A 17,859-nucleotide genomic window follows, 5' to 3' on the forward strand; every position below is an offset into this window, starting at 1 on the left:
CGTGGTGATAACACTCCACCTTCTTTGCTTCCACAAGTTACTCCTTGTTCTGATGATTCTGAGTTATTGAAAGCGGCTTAATTTCATTCCTTGATTTTGGGAAATGTTTTTTGTTTTCTTTACACCCCCTGAACGCTTACCTTTTCTTTTTTTGTTTTTTAATTAATAAAATCTGTTATTTTGATATTTTAAAATTTAAAAATTTTAGTGTTTTTTATATAATTTGGTCATGTAAATATGACAAAGTCATGCTATATTAATATTGTGATAAAGCTTACAAAAATAGTGCATGGTGGCTGAAAAAACTATTGATTTAAAAGAGGATTAAAAATGAAAAATGAAGTGTTAATTTTATTCCTTCATTTTTCAGGCTTAATTCTGTCTTTTGCCTTCTTGCAATAGGTTTTGTCATGATTAGAGAAGACATATTATCCAAAGAATATCTGAGAATCGTCAAAAAATACTACCCCAAAATCGGAGAATTGTTAGATGACTGTTATGTGAAAGTTATTACTAATTATTGGGGACGACCTCCAAAACGCTTGCGCTACATTGGGATTTATTGTTCTGATGAAATGATGCCTCTTGTGCAAGTCCACAAAGAAATACTCCGAGATTTAGCAGAGAACATGGGGTTAGTTCAAGTAGTTTTCCTAAATGCTTCACGACTGTTACGTGATCCAATGTCGAAAATTAAGCAAGCAGATCCGCGCTTGTGGTTAGATTTGCATTGGGTAGCAATGTCTGAACAATAGCGATCGCAATGAAAAATGAAAACTGGAATTTTCTGTAATTACGACAACCATCATCAAGACTACGCAGCGCGATCGCATAACGACTTATCGCAAACCTTTCCAGAAGTTGGTTGTTGATTGTTGCTTGGTAAACACCAAACAACAATTAACGATCAACAAATCTTAAATCAAGGGCTAACATGATGAAAAAACCCTTCTTACCTCCAGATGACATGCCACCCAATGAGGTGACGCCACAGGATAGAATGCTGTATCTGGAACTAGAACAATCAATTGGTGCGTGCTTTTTTCAAGCGTGCGATCGCATCACACAAATGTTATTGTCTACTTGTCAGTGGTATCTCACAACCAAAGACGGTACTCTCAAATTAATCATTGACAGCCCAGACATAGTAACTTACTGGCATATCGTCAACAATATTCCTCAACTAGGAAGTAAGCTAGAAAAATATAGCAGTGACGCCAAAATCCGTGTTTATCCTCCCATGGGTAAAGGAACATCATTTGAAATTAGCGTCAATGAAATTTCGGCGTATCGAGATTGGCTTTAATTTGTATTGTCCAGCTCCCCGACTTCTTTAAGCTTAAAGAAGTCGGGGAGCTAACTTGTCAATATATCTGTCTTATAAAAGCAGTATTGGAACGTATATTAGTGAAATTTGACGTAAGTAAAAGATTTACAAGTTCAAAACCGGATTTTTGAGTTAAAAATCTGTTTTAGGACTTGTGAAGCTAATTTACAACTCAAAAACTTGATTTACCTTAAAGATGAAATCATAAATCGAAAGTCCGAACTTAGAGAGATGGCTGAAACAGCAGCAAAATCGACCAATTTCTCATGCACGAGCGAGTTTAAAACAATATCCAGCAATTTATAAATAGTCAGTCAAAGATTTAAAAATCCACTTATTTTGAAGAAATTTACAGAGTAAAGGGGAAAATGTACCAAATTTTCTTTATTTGATAAACTTGCTCTTTGGGCGATGTGAAACGATAACGTGGACTTACTGTCTTTTCATCTTTAGCCCATTTAGATGACTCCATATAAAGTCCTGTACTAGCATTAATTTTTACTCGCTGTCTTTTAATGAGTTGATCATCTACGTCTGATTTATCTCCAAGAGGCTTAAAAAAATCAGATTTCTGGGTTTTTATGGTCATTGATTTTTTTCCTGTAGATTTTCTGGTTTTATCTTCTATAGCATGGGCTAATCTAAGAATTCACTATGTAGTTGGCAGCTGTGTAAGTGTCACAGCTAATTATATCCTCCCTCCAAGGATAGATATTAGGAAATCGACCACGGGGGCGATCGCACAGATGATTCTAAGAAAACTATCATTTTTATTGTTATCAGATAATGCAGGGATCGGAGCAATAGTCAATGGAACAATAGCAAAATAAGCTTGAAAATAGTTTTAGCCTATATTTTCAAAAAATTTAGGTCTTTTGATGAGATTTACTGCATAATTCCCTGTTTACAATTCCCATAGATAAGTAGCAACATCTTGGATATTTTGAGAATTAGGTTGACTCATTAACAGTTGACCTCAGCAAAAAGCAGAGGACACTTCATGAAAAAACGTGAAGATATCATTGAAAAGTTCTCAACGTTTCTCAGTTTTGGTAATCCCGGTAGTGATGGAAATCCTATTTGGCGAACAGATCCAGAACTAGAACGTTGTATGAAAAGTTTAGTGGAGTCAGAAATAGGTGCTAATGAAGAATTTTGGGCGCAATACTTTCTAAAACTGATCAGAGAGAAATCAACACAAGAGGACACGGAGATACAAGGACAAGGAGGACAAGGAGGACAAGGGGAGACGAGGAATTTCTCCGCATCATCGCGTCACCGAATCTCCACGTCTTCTTTCATCGCTGGGAGACATTTATCTGCATATTTGCAAGAAGCTTGCTTGTGGGCTTCTCAAAAATCTTATCAAAGATTTAAATACCTCCAGCATAGATATCCACTAGAAGAATTTTTTCAAATTGCTAATGCAGCGGCTAATCCAGCAAGTAAACTCCTCAAAAATTTTAATTTTGAATATCCACTGACGAATATCGAAGGATATGCTAAAACAGCAATTATCAGGCTGATTAGCAATACCATTTATCAACATGACCTAGAAGCAAAGAGAGGAAAATTTTCTGACTATGGTTTACTAAAAGATTTAAATGCTAAAGAATTACGTGAAGCATTACTTTATCAAGGAATAAATCACAAAAAACTTGATTCCTACTGTTTAGTTTGGCAATATTTAGATAAAATTTATCAGCCAGCACGCTGTCAAGGAGGGCGTAGTTTAGAACCTCCGAATCAACAGCATCTGCAACAAATTGCCTATTACTATAATCAAAAAATTAAGAAACTAGATTTTCCTAAAGCGCCAATTTCTAGTGAAAAAGTTCAACATATGTTATCAATATGTGTGCGGGCAGCTCGTGATTATCGCACCAAACGTTTTTTACCCCTAGAAGAATATGAAAATAGTTTTGAACCCATACCTACACCTTGGGATAATCTCATACAACAAGAGGCATGGGAGCAAGTTCAGTCAATTGTTTCAGATTTATTTGCATCTCTGCCAGAAGCTGGTCAAACCATGTTAAAACTTTGGCAAGGACTAAACTTAACTCAAACGGAAATAGCAATCATTTTAAAAAATAAGTATCCAGACTTACAAAAACAATATCAAGTAGCTCGTCAATCATCTAGATATACTAGAAATATATTAAAAGATTTAGCTATTGAATTGAATAAGTTTGATCCAGATATTCGCTTTAAAAATGAAACAGAGCTTGAGAATATCAAGGATACTATGAATGAATGTTTGCGTTCTCATTGCCAAAAAATATTTTACTCGACATTAGATAAGATTGGAGAGCAGTTTCCAGAGCAAGAAAAATTATCAATGATCATGAATCAAATTCATCTTTTAGGACAAACAAATTATCAGCAAATAACCGTTTTTGTGTCCGATGCATCTAAGATAATTTCACATCTGAAAAAAGATATAGCTATCTGCTTAAAAAATGAGTTAGAACAGAGTATGAAACTAGAAAAAAAATCCCTAGAAATCGTTAATCATAAAATAGTTGATTTCGTTGAAGAATGGTTAAAAAGCAAATTTTATCTTGCCAACCAGGGATGAATTATATGAAATTAGAAATGAATGAATTAATAACGCTTTATCCAGATAAATTATGGTTAGAGTTATCATCTCAAGAACAACAATCTGCATGGCAAATATCTGCTCAAAACTATTACTCTAACCCTGCTGCTCGTTGGAATGCCTACCTAAATTTATTATGTTTGAATTCTTTTTTAAATATGTTGGAACAAGACCCAGATTTGGATGAAACTCCAAATGTGTGGCCCAGTTATCATCAGTTACCTAGTATTTGGGAATTTGTAAATGGTACTTGTTTAACTTTGGGTGATCTGCGACTAGTATTAATCCCTACGGATAAAAGTAATCTGACAGAATTTCGCATTCCTCAAGAATGGGTTGACATTCCCAACTGGGTAGCGAATTATTATCTAGCTGTGCAGATCAATCTAGAAGAAAACTGCTTAGGAGTGTGGGGATACACAACTCACCAGCAAATTTGCGAGAAAGCTAATTATGACCTGATAGATCGAACTTACTTATTAGATGAAGAGGATTTAATTGCAGATATAAATGTCATGTGGGTAGCACGAGAAATATGTTCTGTACAAAAACCAGAGGTAAAAACTTTGCCAACATTGTCAAGCATCCAAGTAGACAAATTACTTAAGCAACTCGATCACTGGACTCCTGATTTGCCCGAAAATGTCAGTCATGAAGAATGGATGGCATTACTAGCACTAGATGAGGAAAGACAAGATTTGTACCAAAAAAGGCTTTTAAACCATAAAGGGAATATTGTTGAATACAACCACTCTCTAGTAAATAACTTAAGTAAATGGTTTCAAAATGTCTTTGAAGCAGGTTGGCACTCTTTTGACACCTTCTGTAGCTCACAACAACATACTTTAGCTGTACAATTCCGACATGATGCTACCTTAAATGAAGTTCGGGTTAAGGGGGCTAAGTTAATTGATTTAGGGATGCAATTAAGGGATACTGCTGTTGTACTGCTGATTGGTCTAACATCAGAGATCGATGAGAAAGTCAGTATCCGTGTTCAGCTACATCCAGCCAATGAAGAAGTGTATTTACCACCTGATCTGAAATTATTTTTGCTTTCGGGGTCAGGAAACATTATTCAGGAAGTACAATCTAGAAGTCACGACCATTTTATTCAACTCAAAAAATTTAAATCTCCCCCAGGAAAAAGTTTTAGCTTACAGGTAGCTTTAGGTGATATCAGTATTAAAGAAAACTTTATGCTTGAGAAGCTTGTTGGCTAAGAGCCATGAGTAAACTGGTTGTATTGAACCTGGGAAAAGGTAATTTAAAGCAAGGCTTTCCCTCTGTTACTGCTGCACTATGGGAAGATGGCAATCCAATCGCCATGCAATTTACGGGTAGCCTACCAGCTGCACCAGAACTTTGGTCACTCTACAAACGTTGGCAGCTGCTTTATCAATTACTTTATGAAGCTCTTTATCCTGGCTCTGATTGGCGCAATTACACAGATGATCTAGAGGATATAGATATCGAAATAGACGAAGAAGATGTCACGAATGTTTCCTCTATTGATTTTAGTAATTTATGCGACGATTTACACAAACAAATTAATTCCTGGTTGAAATCTGAACCATTTCGGCACATCGATCAAAAATTACGCACAAAATTAAACCCAGATGATGAAATACGCTTAATTTTAGCAACAGAAGATAACCAAGTTAGGCGTCTACCTTGGCATCTATGGAATTTTTTTGAAGATTACCAAAAAGCGATCGCATGTTCAAGCATTTTGGAAGTTGAGCAAGTTAAGCCGTTACGTAATAATCCTGGGCGAAAAATCAGGATATTAGCAGTTCTGGGTAATAGTCAAGGAATCGATGTCCAACAAGATCGAGCGATTTTGGAGCAATTACCAGGGGCGGAAATTATTTTTTTAGTCGAACCACAACGACAAGAGTTGGATCGGTGGCTTTGGGATAAACGAGGCTGGGATATGCTGTTTTTCGCAGGTCATGGTTCAACGGATGCTGAAGGAGAAAGTGGTCGAATTCATCTTAATCAAACAGATACTTTGACGATCGCCCAATTAAAAAATGCTCTCAAAGCAGCGATCGCACGGGGTTTAAATTTAGTCGTTTTTAACTCCTGCGAAGGTTTAGAATTAGCACGGGAATTGGGTTCTCTGCAAATTCCGCAAATGATTGTCATGCGAGAACCAGTCCCCGATTTTGTCGCCCAAGAATTTTTAAAGCACTTTCTAGAAGCTTTTGCTCATGGGGAATCTTTCTATCTGGCGGTACGGGAAGCACAGGATAAATTACAGGGTTTGGAAAATGAATTTCCCTGTGCTAGCTGGCTTCCAGTAATTTGCCAGAATCCCGCCGCAGAACCGTTAGTTTGGCCAGAACAGCGTGTGAGCGATCGCCGCCCCATTTTGCCCAGCCGGCGCATTCTCCCGCTGCTCTTGAAAGTCAGTCTAGTAATTACAACCCTGGCTATTGGTATCAGATCGCTAGGAATATTGCAGTTGGGGGAACTTGCAGCTTTTGATTTATTGATGCGATCGCGCCCTCCTGAAAAAACCGATCCCCGTATCCTTGTAGTAGAAGTGACAGAGGCTGATGTTAGCGCTCAACCTGCCACAGAAAGAGCGGGAGCATCACTATCAGACAAAGCATTGGCTGAAGCGATGAAAAAAATTGAACGCTTCAACCCCCGTGTGATTGGTTTGGATATCTATCGCGAAAACCCAACCAAACCAGAATATGCAAATTTAGCCAAGACAATGCAAACAAGCGATCGCTTTATTGCTATATGCAAAGCCAGTGAAGACAAAACTAATCCTGGTGTTCCACCACCCCCAGAAGTTTCTAGCCAAATCCAACGTCAAGGTTTTAGTGATGTCGTTGCTGATCCTGATAACGTCATCCGTCGCCAAATTTTGGCTATGTCTGGTGCGCCTCCCTGCGCGACTGATAAATCTTTTAGCTTTCGCCTTGCTAGCCTTTACTTAAAAAATCAAGGTATTCAACCTCAACTACTGATACCTGAAAATAATTGGCAGTTTGGCAATGTGGTCTTTAAGACTATAGAACAAAACATTGGTGGTTACAGTGGGATAGATAATCTCGGTTATCAAGTTTTGTTAAATTGGCGTGCAGCCAATCCAGTCGCCCAAACAGTTACTCTCAAAGAGGTTCTTGACAATCAACTTACTGCCGATTTAGTCCGCGATCGCATAGTGATGATTGGTACAACCGCCGAAAGTTTTCACGATTACTGGTCTACTCCCTACAGTAGCCAAATGTGGCCCCACAAGCAAATGCCAGGGGTTGTTGTACAAGCACATATGGTTAGCCAGATTCTCAGTGCTGTGCTGGATCATCGACCGCTATTATGGGTTTTACCAAAGTGGGGTGAAAACTTGTGGATTTGGGTTTGGTGTGTAGCGGGAGGTGTACTGGCTTGGCAGTTGCGATCGCGCTTACGCCTGATCATTGCCTTAATCGGTGCGATCGGCATTTTATACCTGGCTTGTTTGTTCTTATTAATACAAGGATTATGGATACCACTGCTGCCATCAGCATTAGTCTTATTAACAGGTGGAGCAACAGTGGCTACCTTGACTTCATCTCAAAGTGAAGAGTAACTCGCGTTTTGATTATTCTCGCCAATTTAAATAAGCATATTTGTAACTAAATTGTGCAAAAAATTATCATTATTTAGCATAAAAAATTTTTATGTTTTTAAACTACTCCTTAAGTGCATAATCTTAATTTAATTACACCAACAAAAATAATAGAAAGGATAGTATTACTACGCGGAAATCACGCATTCACGCATACCTGCGGAAGCCGCTCTGCGTCTACAAAAGTCAGAATTACTGTATTTTATCGCTTTAAGTACTAGATCAACAAACTGTACTGTAGTTCAGCCAAAAATAATGACAAATGACTAAATCAAAATGGGCATTGGCGATCGCTTGTATGTTGCTTGTCTGGATGAGCTATTTTGTACCAGAAATAGCCCAATCCAATCAACCAGTTAATCAGAATTTTCATCAAAACAATTCTCAAAATATAGAAATTCACTTTCAAAACGAAGAACCAGATGGATCAAGGCGAGGTAGGCCTATTAACAGGGAAGGAACTGGAAGCCGTGGTGATTGTCCATCGGTAGATTTGCTCACAACTGCATTGATACCAGAAAAAAATGTAGGTTTGACGGTTGATGATAATCCTAGCTTTTGGTTTTTTGTACCGTATAAACAAAAAGAGACACCCATTGGAGAATTTGTATTACAAAATGAAGCAGATAATGCTATCTATCAAACTAACTTTACTCTACCCAATACACCAGGTGTTGTGAAATTAACCATGCCATCTACAGTATCTTTAGAACTTAACAAAGATTATCAATGGTACTTGAAACTTTATTGTTCTCAACAAAAACTACCAAACCCAATATTTGTGCGTGGATGGGTGCAAAAGATAGCCATCCAACCAAACTTAAAAGGTCTTTTGAAATCAGCTACTAAACCACGACAACGCGTTGCAATTTATGCTGAAAATGGGATTTGGTATTCAGCTTTGTCTGAATTGGCTCAACTGCGCCTTGATGAACCAAAAAATCCCATGCTTATCAAGGATTGGGCTAATTTGTTGCAGGATGTTGGTTTAGCAGATTTAGCATCAAAACCTATTGTGGGAGAAGTGAAAAAAGAAAGCAGTAGTTTTTGACATTCCCCATGCCTAAAGGCAGGGGATTCTAGCATCACTGACGTTCTTTGCTTTTGCAGGTCTTGCGACCAACAGAAGTAGGGAGAGCATCTCCACTAGCGTTACTTCGGGACTGCCCGTCCCTAGCGTTTGCACGACTGAGAATTACTTTGGCTGCATTCACATCGCGTTGTTCGACATATCCGCAGTGTGGACAAGAATGTGTACGAGTGCTGAGAGATTTCTGAACTCTTGCACCACAATTTGAGCATTCCTGACTAGTGAAATGTGGCGGGACTGCAATTATTTCCCTACCAAACTTCTGACCAAAGTATTCGAGCAAGGCGCGGAAGTTATACCAAGAAGCATCAGAGATGCTTTTGGCTAGCTTGTGGTTGCTCACCAAACCGCTCACGTTTAAGTCTTCCAAGACAACCTTAGCGTTAGCTAGGCATAAGTTACGCGCAAGTCTCTTTGCGTGTTCATTCCTTTGTCGAGTTACTCTCAAATGCTTACGGGCATAAACACCACGTGCTTTTCTTCTACCAGATGATCCCTTTTTCTTTTTGTATATCTTGCGTTGAACCCGCTTGATATCTTTTTCAGATTTGCGAAGATATCGCGGGTTTTCTTCATGGTTGCCGTTGCTGTCGGAATAAAAATATTCCAGACCTACATCAATACCAATTTCTGAGGTGGTTGCAGGTGCATCTTGCTTGTGAGCAACCTTGACGCAAAATTGAACGTAGTACCCATCAGCACGACGCACAATCCGAACCCGTTTGATTAACTCAACTGGGTATGTGTGAATATCCCATTTACCCAGTAACTTAAGTTCGCCAATACCCTTCTTGTCTGTAAAAGTTATTCGTCGCTTTGATGGGTGTAACTTCCATCCTGAGACTTTGTATTCAACAGAACGGCTATGTTTTTTGAATTGTGGATAACCTTTCTTTCCTGGTTTGTTTTTCTTGCAATTATCGAAAAACCTATTGATAGCACGCTCTACATTTTCAATAGATGCTTGACAAGCATGACTGTTCAAATCATTAACAAACTTGTATTCTGCACGTAATTGAGTGTTGTACTGGTAAAGCTCTTTTTTACCAACGCCACGGTTATCCATCCAGTATCTAAGCACTTTGTTTCGCACAAACTCAGATGTACGAATAGCTTCATTTATTGCTATTGCTTGAGACTTTTTAACTACCGCTTTGCACTCTAGTACCAACACTCTTGAATCACCTCCTTTTATTTGCTAGCATAATTCTAGCATGTACGGCATAACCAAGAATGGCAACTAAAAAACGATTAAAGAACGTACCAGTTTTACACGATGAAGTGAAAACAAAAAGAACCGTAGTACTAACACCAACGGCTTGGGAAAATATTAAAACTGAAGCATCTAAACGCGGAATTAGCGCTAGTGAGTTCATTGAGGAATGGGGACGGCGAATAAATTCGCCTGCGGCTTGCCCCCATGTCTAAAGCCAGGGGCTTGCACGCCGCGAAGTAATCGGTCAATTTTGAATTAAGGGTTTGTAGTAAGCAATGCGCGTGCTTAAAAAAAAGGACTCAAGTCCTTACTACGAACTCGATCAGGAGGATAGGCGTCCCTTACTCGCCTGTATCACTTGCAAACTTCCACCTGCATACAAACTTTGCTTGTCAATACTAAACCCCATTTCCATTAATAATCCAGGCAAATCAGTCTTTAACAACTGCCAAGCAGTCTCCGTTTCAAATAACCACAAAAACAGCCATATAGATGGCAAAAATAAGGGATTATGAGGATTGTGAAAATCTATAAAAGTAAACACTCCGCCAGGCTTGAGTACACGGTATACTTCTGGAATAATTTTTCGCAATTGCTCTGGTTGCATTTCGTGTAGAGCAACACTTGTATGTACCAGATCAAATTGATTATCTGCAAAAGGCATCTCTTCAGCAAAAGCTTCCACATATTCTGCTTGTGGGACATTCTGTTTTGCCCGTTGCAGAGATAATGGTGAAGCATCTAATCCTGTTACATTTTGTGACAATTTCACGAGAAATTGTGTTGCTTGTCCACTTCCACAGCACAAATCAAGGACTTTGGTATCTGAGCTAATTGTTAAGCCTTGCAAAGCTAATTGTCGAAAACGTTGTTCACCACCAATACTTATAGCTGCCAAACGGGATATACCATCGTACAGCCACTGGTAACGATAACTCAAATCTCGTAAAATTGTAGCCACTGCCTCTATCCTTAGTCGTTAACTTATATATTTAATAAAGATATATTGTTAACATTAGTAAAAAAGCTGAAAAGATTGGGGGATTGTTACTGCTATGGGTCGTGTAGGCGTATTACTACTCAATCTCGGTGGTCCGGAGAAATTAGAAGATGTAGGACCGTTTCTTTTTAATCTGTTTTCTGATCCGGAGATTATTCGCCTACCTTTTCCCTGGTTGCAAAAACCCCTAGCCTGGTTTATTGCTTCACGGCGTACGAAAAAATCTCAAGAAAACTACCGCAAAATTGGTGGTGGTTCTCCACTGCGGCGGATTACCGAAGCCCAAGCAGATGCACTCAAAGAACAATTGCAAGCCTTGGGGCAAGATGCAAAAATCTACATCGGTATGCGTTACTGGCATCCTTACACCGAAGAAGCGATCGCTCGAATTATCCAAGATGGGATTGAAAAACTAGTTATATTACCTCTGTATCCGCAATTCTCTATCAGCACGAGTGGTTCTAGCTTCCGGCTTTTAGAAAAACTTTGGCAAGAAGACCCAAGACTCCAGCAGATAGAATACACAGTTATTCCTTCTTGGTACAAACAATCAGGCTATCTTCAGGCCATGTCAGAACTGATCGCCCAAGAAATTGACCAAGTACCCAACAAAGAAGAAGCTCACGTCTTCTTTAGCGCTCATGGTGTTCCCAAAAGCTATGTAGAAGAAGCAGGTGATCCCTATCAGCAAGAGATTGAGGAATGCACCTATTTAATTATGCGGACACTTGACCGACCCAATGCTCATACATTGGCTTATCAAAGTCGTGTTGGTCCGGTAGAATGGCTACAACCTTACACTGAAGATGCTATTCCGGAACTAGCAACAAATGGTATTAAAGACTTAGTAGTCGTACCGATTAGTTTTGTTTCCGAACACATCGAAACATTAGAAGAAATTGATCTTGAGTATCGAGAACTAGCAGAAGAAGCAGGAATTCATAACTTCCGCCGTGTACCTGCTCTCAACACCCATCCAGTATTTATTAGAGCCTTAGCAGACTTGGTAGTCGATGCTCTGACATCTCCTAGTGTCAAGCTCTCGCAAGTTTACCAAATGAAAAAGAAGGTAAAAATTTATCCCCCAGAGGCTTGGGAATGGGGTATTACTACGAGTGCGGAAGTCTGGAACGGTCGCATTGCCATGCTTGGCTTTATTGCGTTGATGATTGAATTAATTACCGGACGCGGTTTATTGCATATGATTGGGATTTTGTAATTTTTTCAATCAGGCTACAAATTTAGTAGGGGCGCACAGCTGCGCGTCCCTTTCAGTGAATTGGTGTTAAAAATTAAGTTTGTTCTTTGAATCTGGGATAACGAGGACGACATGGTGTTCCCCAACACACTTGTGCAGATGGTAAATCAGTAAAAACACTGCTACGGGCGCCAATGACTGAATTTGCACCAATTTTAACCCCAGCGCCAACAAAGCAATCTGCTGCTAACCATACCCCATTACCGATGCAGATACTCGCTGTTTTTAACCCGAAGGCTGGATCGTACATATCATGACTACCAGTACACAGGTAGCTTTCCTGGGATATTACGCAATGTTCACCTATATGTATGTCATCCAGACTGTATAAAACTACGTCATCCCCGATCCAGCTATAATCACCGATTGTGATTTTCCAAGGATAGGTGAAGCGAGCAGTTGGTCTAATGAATACGCCTTTACCAACACGAGCGCCAAACAGACGTAATAAACCACAACGCAGACCATTTAACGGGTGAGGAGTCAGAGGAAAAGCGATCGCCTGCACAAACCACCACAACAGAATATACCAACTGGGACGCCCACGGTCAAACCAAGATTGGTCATATTTACGTAAATCTATAAATGCTTGGTCATTGGTCATTGGTCATTAGAGACGCGATGAATCGCGTCTGTACAATGGTCATTTGTCATTGGTTATTCTCCCTTGTCCCTTATCCCCAATTCCCGATCCCCTCAGATAGATTTAATATTGAGTTTGCCGCCACAGTGGCATAATTCGTGGAGTTTAACCCCTATTTGATATTCGTATTGACTCAATAGTCTTGCGTAAATATATCCAGCCCTACCATCCAAGAAACCACGTTGGATAAAATAGAACAACACAAATCGCAAAAATGGTTTAAATGGTAGTCGCACCCAAATTCTTTTTAAAAAGCGTTTGCGCTGTACGGCGTCACCAAATAATTTCGCGCCAATAGTATCGTGATCATGATTACCTGTAAGCAAATTATAGTAAACACGGGCTTCCCAGTTTGAATAACGGTTATGGCGTTCTAACCAATGGAAAAGATCACGAAAATCTTCGTGAATCATATCATTTTTGAGATATCCGACTTTTCCATCTAAGATGACATGTTCGTGAACTTCGTTATCACCTGTATTAGGAATATCTTCTGTATTCAGGTTTTCGTAACGCCCTTTTTGATGCTTAAATAAACGCAAATTCCAATCTGGATATTTACCACCGTGGCGAATCCATTTACCTAAGAAAAATACACGGCGATTCAGGTAGTAGCCATTATATTCTGGATTTTGAATTGCTTGGGCAATTTCTTCCCACAATTCAGGGGTGATACGCTCATCGCAATCTACGATTAAAACCCATTCGTTGCGAAAATTTAGGTTTTCTAAAGACCAATTTTTCTTTTTAGGCCAGTGTCCATTGAAATAAAATTGTACGACATTTGCACCATAATTTTTCGCAACCTCGGCGCTTTGATCACTACTTTGTGAATCTACTATAAAAACTTCATCTGCTCTTTGCACACTAGCAAGGCAAGCGGGCAAGTTTGCTTCTTCATTTTTAGCTGGAATTAGTACAGAAACTGGTATTTTAGAAGATGACATAATATTTTGTTAATATTTTGTTAGTAGTTAATCGCTAATGACAAATGACCATTGACTATTGACCATTGACTCTTTTTGATAACAAGCCTGCGATCGCAGCATTTAAATAACCAATCTGACCATAGGCGTAGACAAGCTTGTCGAATCGTTCTGCTGGATCAGCAAAATATTTAACTGCTTTGTATAAACCACGTGAAAAACGTTCGCTACCACGTTGTAGCTGACCGAAACCTGCGGTACCTGCTAGTTGTTCTCGATAACACTCGCTAATACCTTGCCACCAACCGCGATTTAAAAACCAAGAGCGTTTCAGACGTTCGGGAGCTACATTGTGAAATACGTGGGCTTGGGGTAAATACATGACTTGCCAACCTCTTTGGAGGGCAAGTTCGGTCATTTGCAATTCTTCGTTGGATAATAAATTTTTACCTATGCGCCCAAGCTGAGGATCAAAGCCGCCTATTTCTTTTAAAAAACTGCGACGGATCGAGTAATTTAAACCTCTGGGAGTTAAACCAGGCTTGTCTATGTAAACTGTGTTCTCACCTAGATCGTATGCCCCTAAATTAGCGGCTAATCCTTGAGATAACCACCGTGGTGCTTGTATTCCCTCTGACCATAACAAGCTGACTTTACCACCAGCGATCGCTAATTTTGGGTTATTTTTATAGGCATTATATAAAACTTGCAGCCAACCTTGGCTTGCTAGAGCATCATCATCAAGGTAAGCTAGAATTTCACCGCTTGCAACCTGAGCGCCTGTATTCCGGGCTACAGATAGACCAACAATAGGTTCAAAAACATACTTTAGGTGGGGATGATTTGCTCTTTGTTCTACAACAGAACTGGTGCGATCGCTAGAACCATTATCCACCACTATCACTTCAAAGCCATCTGCAAAATCCTGTGCTAGGAGGCTATCTATAGCAGTGCCTAAATAATTATCTCGATTGTGAGTACAGATAATGGCAGAGATTGGCGTATCTGGCATAGGAAGTTTTTGGTTTTGGAATTGGTTATTGAATTTTTGTTGATTGTTGGTTGTTGGTTATTTTAATAACCACTAACTACTAACCATAAAAAAATTCAATCTTGCCTGTTCTGGAGCTAATCTATACCAAAAAATCCTGACTCACCAACCGAGTTTTTTCGGAAATCACCCTGATATCTTCTCGTAAGATGCTCATAATTAAATTTGCTATCACCGCAAATTAAAAGTTGTGAGGCTTTATTCTTAATTACCTGTTACTTGCTTTACTGACATTGAATGTGACCATGTAATACCACAAGCGTTTCAGCTAGTTGTGCTAGACGAGTTTCTAAGTATTGCTTGCGTCCTAATAACTGGCGTAACTTTTGGTAACGAGCGATCGCCATACTCACACTTGCAACCTGATCGGGGGGACAGGGACGCGTCCACACTGTACCAGAAGCATCTAAACCACACAAACGATAGCCAGCAGAGGATGATTGAGAAGAAATTTTAGCTTGTTGAGCGCAAATTTCTTCTACGTAGTCCATCAAGCGGTTGACTTCTGCATGACGTAGCGTTGCGCTTCCTTTGGGTTCGTTGTCTGTGTGCGACTCTAACCAACCATTAACTATTGGTCCTTCTAGATAAACATCTTGGATTTGCCGCACAATTTTGTGCAGTTCTGCCTGCCAAGCGCCAACAATTTCCTGTATTTCTTGCAACAAATTCATTGCCAATGCTGGGTTGGCTGCATTGCGATGGTTGGTAAAGCTAGGAGTTTTGAATTTGGGTAGGCTTGGTGTTTTGTAACCGTTTTCTTCTACTGGGAATGTTTGGACAGAGTCGTGATGAAATTGGGAATACTCTTGTGATTGCTCATCATATTCATCTTCGGATTGGATATCACCATTTTCTGACTTTTCCACTTCACCAACACTGATCCGAAACGATAAAGACTGCTGATTGACTTCTGATGGCTCAGTAGTGGTGGTATCGCGATTTCCTAAATCGTGTAGAGTAGCCTCAATACGCTTTAAACCTGCTTTCATAATGGGTATCTCTAACTTTTCTGTGACTTGTGATTGTGGATGGTGCTGAATTGATAGTTGGGATTTTTGAGTGTTCCCAATAGTTACATCAATAGGATGCTGAGTGTTAATTTTATCTCTTAAAAGTTATTTGGGGTCAACAATCTCATCCCTAAAGTGAAAAATTATGGTAAAGGTTTAAATTCCTGGTTTATTCAAGATATTCAGTAAAGGACTGCGAATAAAGGCAATAATTAGGAGTATTGGCAAGCTAGTGTTTTGCAGGTTTCCCTCCTTGTAGTAGCTGGGATCATTGAGCATTAAGGATTGGGGATCAGTTATGAGGCAAGGGTAATGGTTATTTCTCAGTTTTAATTTATGATTCCCCTTTTCTTATTTTATTTTTAACTTTGTGTTATGAGATTTTTATAATTGGGTTTCTTGAGCTAAAAATGAATCAAATCATCCTGGTGACTGGGCCGGCGCGTTCTGGTAAAAGTGAGTGGGCAGAAACTTTAGCAATACAATCAGACAAACCAGTAGTTTACATAGCAACAGCTAGTCGCGATCCTGCTGATCAAGAGTGGCTGCAACGTATTCAACAGCATCAGCAACGACGCCCCCCGGATTGGGTGACATTGGAAGTACCAGAAGAATTGTCTGATACTCTTGCCCAAATACCACCGAACACCTGCGTTTTAGTTGATTCTTTGGGAACTTGGGTAGCTAATCTACTCTCTCAGGAAGAAGCAATGTGGGAAAAGACTCTGGAAGAGTTTTTAGAGACAGTGCAACTAGTAGCAGCCGATATAATTTTTGTCGCTGAAGAAACAGCATGGGGTGTAGTACCGGCTTATCCCATGGGTCGAACTTTTCGCGATCGCTTAGGTGGATTAGTGCGACACTTAGGCACAATCTGTGAACCTGTTTATCTAGTTACTGGTGGTCATGTTCTCAACCTCAGTTTGCTTGGTTCACCTTTGTCTGTAGGGGATCGGGGGTTGGGGATTGGGGATCAGGGATCGGGAATTGGGGACGCGGGGACACGGGGACGCGGAGAATAACCAATTACAAATGACCAATGACAAATAACTCTTCTTAAGAATTTATTCCAAATTGAGTATCCAAAATCTAAATAGAATTAAAAGTATGGCATCTCAAAATGAAGTTAAAAAATATCTAGCTTACTGGCTTCAGTTGGGCAAGAAAGTCATCATCAATAATGGTGCAGAAGCTTTGTTGCCCAAGTCTGTTGTTGCAGGCGATCGCTATAGTGACGAGTTTGAAGAATGTTGGCAGAAAATTATTTCTGAACAAGCAGGTGAGTGTCATCTTGAAGGTACAAGCGAAACTATCGGAGAACTGCTAACATCCGCTTGGGAAATGTATCCCTGTTCGCGCTGTACAATGCCTATACCTGTGCCAAATATGGGTATGCCTGCTGATTCTTGCCCATGCAATGATCTCTCTGACTGGCCAAATACAGAAGTTCCTCTTCCTAGAGATCCTGTGAACAGTCAAAAACAATTACAATTGATTCGCGATCGCATTACAAAAATGAATGAACTTTCTCATCATTCTAATAGTTAATTTTTGAATGAATTGATTTGGTTTAAATATTTTCTTATTTGTTTTATGTTTTTAATTCTAATGAACCCGGTTTTTACATAAACCGGGTTTTTGCTTTGATTGGCGTGTACTTTTCAGAAATAACACTCGTATAATTCTGCTATTCATGCTTCTCAAGCAGGTAAATAAGTTTACATAAAGTGTAAGTGACTGACATATTAGCAAGAGTATATCGTAATAAACAAGCAAGAAGTTGAACTAATAAATAAAGCTGTCCAACTTCAAATATTACACTCAACAACAACAAGACAGGCAAGGAGTTGTACTAGTATGTCTGACGAAAATTTTACATCTAATTTGTTTAGTGAAGTAGCAGAAGAACAACAGCAAATGGTTGCTGGTGGTAAGAGTATTTACGATAATCTCAGCACTTACTTTAACGCAGATACAACTGCTTTTGCTTTTAAAACAGCATCTGGTCCTGGCGGTAGTGTGGTAACTCAAGAATTTGCTGAACAAGAAATTAATACCGGCGCTTACAAAACTTTTGAACTCAATCCCTACTACTATCCATG

The 17,859-nt window shown here is 39.4% G+C and carries 18 protein-coding genes; 11 read left to right on the forward strand and 7 right to left on the reverse strand.

All coding sequences use genetic code 11. The features are described from left to right. Positions 1–410: 410 nt before the first annotated feature. On the forward strand, positions 411–755 hold the full coding sequence (locus tag ACE1AT_RS16985; RefSeq protein ID WP_374870347.1) for a hypothetical protein: 345 nt from the start codon (positions 411–413) through the stop codon (positions 753–755). A gap of 179 nt (positions 756–934) precedes the next feature. Then, the gene (locus tag ACE1AT_RS16990) at positions 935–1,306 is read left to right on the forward strand and encodes a hypothetical protein (RefSeq protein ID WP_374870349.1); all 372 of its coding nucleotides are present in this window, start codon (positions 935–937) and stop codon (positions 1,304–1,306) included. 370 nt (positions 1,307–1,676) lie between these two features. Here ACE1AT_RS16990 and ACE1AT_RS16995 read toward each other — a convergent pair whose 3' ends face one another. Further along, positions 1,677–1,916, reverse strand: a complete 240-nt coding sequence (locus tag ACE1AT_RS16995) for a hypothetical protein (protein WP_374870351.1) — start codon at positions 1,914–1,916, stop codon at positions 1,677–1,679. A 411-nt stretch (positions 1,917–2,327) separates the two neighbouring features. Between ACE1AT_RS16995 and ACE1AT_RS17000 the strand changes: the two genes are divergently transcribed. The 4 genes from ACE1AT_RS17000 (at position 2,328) to ACE1AT_RS17015 (ending at position 8,611) form a co-directional block, all read left to right on the forward strand. After that, positions 2,328–3,908 carry a sigma-70 family RNA polymerase sigma factor gene (locus ACE1AT_RS17000; protein WP_374870353.1) on the forward strand — a complete coding sequence of 527 codons (1,581 nt, stop codon included), beginning with the start codon at positions 2,328–2,330 and terminating at the stop codon, positions 3,906–3,908. A 17-nt stretch (positions 3,909–3,925) separates the two neighbouring features. Then, positions 3,926–5,152, forward strand: a complete 1,227-nt coding sequence (locus ACE1AT_RS17005; protein WP_374870355.1) for a DUF1822 family protein — start codon at positions 3,926–3,928, stop codon at positions 5,150–5,152. A gap of 5 nt (positions 5,153–5,157) precedes the next feature. Then, positions 5,158–7,521, forward strand: coding sequence for a CHASE2 domain-containing protein (locus ACE1AT_RS17010; protein WP_374870357.1), 2,364 nt, complete (start codon positions 5,158–5,160; stop codon positions 7,519–7,521). A gap of 301 nt (positions 7,522–7,822) precedes the next feature. Further along, positions 7,823–8,611, forward strand: a complete 789-nt coding sequence (locus ACE1AT_RS17015) for a DUF928 domain-containing protein (RefSeq protein WP_374870359.1) — start codon at positions 7,823–7,825, stop codon at positions 8,609–8,611. Positions 8,612–8,645: 34 nt separating this feature from the next. On the opposite strand, the gene ACE1AT_RS17020 is transcribed toward ACE1AT_RS17015, so the two are convergent. Beyond that, positions 8,646–9,824, reverse strand: coding sequence for an RNA-guided endonuclease InsQ/TnpB family protein (locus tag ACE1AT_RS17020; RefSeq protein WP_374870361.1), 1,179 nt, complete (start codon positions 9,822–9,824; stop codon positions 8,646–8,648). Positions 9,825–9,883: 59 nt separating this feature from the next. Between ACE1AT_RS17020 and ACE1AT_RS17025 the strand changes: the two genes are divergently transcribed. Beyond that, the gene (locus tag ACE1AT_RS17025) at positions 9,884–10,078 is read left to right on the forward strand and encodes a hypothetical protein (RefSeq protein ID WP_374870362.1); all 195 of its coding nucleotides are present in this window, start codon (positions 9,884–9,886) and stop codon (positions 10,076–10,078) included. A 110-nt stretch (positions 10,079–10,188) separates the two neighbouring features. Here the strand turns inward: ACE1AT_RS17025 and ACE1AT_RS17030 are convergent, their stop codons facing one another. Beyond that, positions 10,189–10,827 (reverse strand): class I SAM-dependent methyltransferase, encoded by a 639-nt coding sequence (locus tag ACE1AT_RS17030; RefSeq protein ID WP_374870364.1) that lies wholly within the window; start codon positions 10,825–10,827, stop codon positions 10,189–10,191. Between the two features lie 94 nt (positions 10,828–10,921). On the opposite strand from ACE1AT_RS17030, the gene hemH reads away from it, so the two are divergent. Then, entirely contained in the window at positions 10,922–12,085 is a 1,164-nt protein-coding gene (gene hemH, locus ACE1AT_RS17035) for a ferrochelatase (RefSeq protein WP_374870366.1), read from the forward strand. A gap of 73 nt (positions 12,086–12,158) precedes the next feature. Here hemH and hpsU read toward each other — a convergent pair whose 3' ends face one another. From hpsU to ACE1AT_RS17055, 4 genes are all read right to left on the reverse strand, one after another. Then, positions 12,159–12,728, reverse strand: coding sequence for a hormogonium polysaccharide biosynthesis acetyltransferase HpsU (hpsU, locus tag ACE1AT_RS17040; protein WP_374870368.1), 570 nt, complete (start codon positions 12,726–12,728; stop codon positions 12,159–12,161). 92 nt (positions 12,729–12,820) lie between these two features. Continuing rightward, a complete protein-coding gene (locus ACE1AT_RS17045) occupies positions 12,821–13,714 on the reverse strand; it encodes a glycosyltransferase family 2 protein (protein ID WP_374870370.1) in 894 nt (297 codons plus the stop codon). 55 nt (positions 13,715–13,769) lie between these two features. After that, positions 13,770–14,705 carry a glycosyltransferase gene (locus ACE1AT_RS17050; RefSeq protein WP_374870372.1) on the reverse strand — a complete coding sequence of 312 codons (936 nt, stop codon included), beginning with the start codon at positions 14,703–14,705 and terminating at the stop codon, positions 13,770–13,772. Positions 14,706–14,968: 263 nt separating this feature from the next. Then, positions 14,969–15,736, reverse strand: coding sequence for a hypothetical protein (locus ACE1AT_RS17055; protein WP_374870374.1), 768 nt, complete (start codon positions 15,734–15,736; stop codon positions 14,969–14,971). 431 nt (positions 15,737–16,167) lie between these two features. Between ACE1AT_RS17055 and cobU the strand changes: the two genes are divergently transcribed. The 3 genes from cobU to ACE1AT_RS17070 form a co-directional block, all read left to right on the forward strand. Next, positions 16,168–16,779 carry a bifunctional adenosylcobinamide kinase/adenosylcobinamide-phosphate guanylyltransferase gene (gene cobU, locus ACE1AT_RS17060; protein WP_374870376.1) on the forward strand — a complete coding sequence of 204 codons (612 nt, stop codon included), beginning with the start codon at positions 16,168–16,170 and terminating at the stop codon, positions 16,777–16,779. 85 nt (positions 16,780–16,864) lie between these two features. Continuing rightward, positions 16,865–17,305, forward strand: a complete 441-nt coding sequence (locus ACE1AT_RS17065; protein WP_374870378.1) for a hypothetical protein — start codon at positions 16,865–16,867, stop codon at positions 17,303–17,305. Between the two features lie 309 nt (positions 17,306–17,614). Then, positions 17,615–17,859: CTB family bacteriocin (locus tag ACE1AT_RS17070; RefSeq protein WP_374870380.1), on the forward strand; the 245-nt coding region annotated here is incomplete at its 3' end.

Source organism: Pelatocladus sp. BLCC-F211 (assembly GCF_041928655.1).
Classification (GTDB): Bacteria; Cyanobacteriota; Cyanobacteriia; order Cyanobacteriales; family Nostocaceae; genus Pelatocladus.

What these genes read in the sequence shown, in the direction of transcription:
- ACE1AT_RS17065 (WP_374870378.1), top strand. Translation starts at nt 16,865, where the DNA reads ATGGCATCTCAAAATGAAGTTAAAAAATATCTAGCTTACTGGCTTCAG.
- ACE1AT_RS16985 (WP_374870347.1), top strand. Translation starts at nt 411, where the DNA reads ATGATTAGAGAAGACATATTATCCAAAGAATATCTGAGAATCGTCAAA.
- ACE1AT_RS17025 (WP_374870362.1), top strand. Translation starts at nt 9,884, where the DNA reads ATGGCAACTAAAAAACGATTAAAGAACGTACCAGTTTTACACGATGAA.
- ACE1AT_RS17000 (WP_374870353.1), top strand. Translation starts at nt 2,328, where the DNA reads ATGAAAAAACGTGAAGATATCATTGAAAAGTTCTCAACGTTTCTCAGT.
- ACE1AT_RS17055 (WP_374870374.1), bottom strand. Translation starts at nt 15,736, where the DNA reads ATGAAAGCAGGTTTAAAGCGTATTGAGGCTACTCTACACGATTTAGGA.
- ACE1AT_RS16990 (WP_374870349.1), top strand. Translation starts at nt 935, where the DNA reads ATGATGAAAAAACCCTTCTTACCTCCAGATGACATGCCACCCAATGAG.
- ACE1AT_RS17010 (WP_374870357.1), top strand. Translation starts at nt 5,158, where the DNA reads ATGAGTAAACTGGTTGTATTGAACCTGGGAAAAGGTAATTTAAAGCAA.
- cobU (WP_374870376.1), top strand. Translation starts at nt 16,168, where the DNA reads ATGAATCAAATCATCCTGGTGACTGGGCCGGCGCGTTCTGGTAAAAGT.
- ACE1AT_RS16995 (WP_374870351.1), bottom strand. Translation starts at nt 1,916, where the DNA reads ATGACCATAAAAACCCAGAAATCTGATTTTTTTAAGCCTCTTGGAGAT.
- ACE1AT_RS17050 (WP_374870372.1), bottom strand. Translation starts at nt 14,705, where the DNA reads ATGCCAGATACGCCAATCTCTGCCATTATCTGTACTCACAATCGAGAT.
- hemH (WP_374870366.1), top strand. Translation starts at nt 10,922, where the DNA reads ATGGGTCGTGTAGGCGTATTACTACTCAATCTCGGTGGTCCGGAGAAA.
- ACE1AT_RS17005 (WP_374870355.1), top strand. Translation starts at nt 3,926, where the DNA reads ATGAATGAATTAATAACGCTTTATCCAGATAAATTATGGTTAGAGTTA.
- hpsU (WP_374870368.1), bottom strand. Translation starts at nt 12,728, where the DNA reads ATGACCAATGACCAAGCATTTATAGATTTACGTAAATATGACCAATCT.
- ACE1AT_RS17045 (WP_374870370.1), bottom strand. Translation starts at nt 13,714, where the DNA reads ATGTCATCTTCTAAAATACCAGTTTCTGTACTAATTCCAGCTAAAAAT.
- ACE1AT_RS17015 (WP_374870359.1), top strand. Translation starts at nt 7,823, where the DNA reads ATGACTAAATCAAAATGGGCATTGGCGATCGCTTGTATGTTGCTTGTC.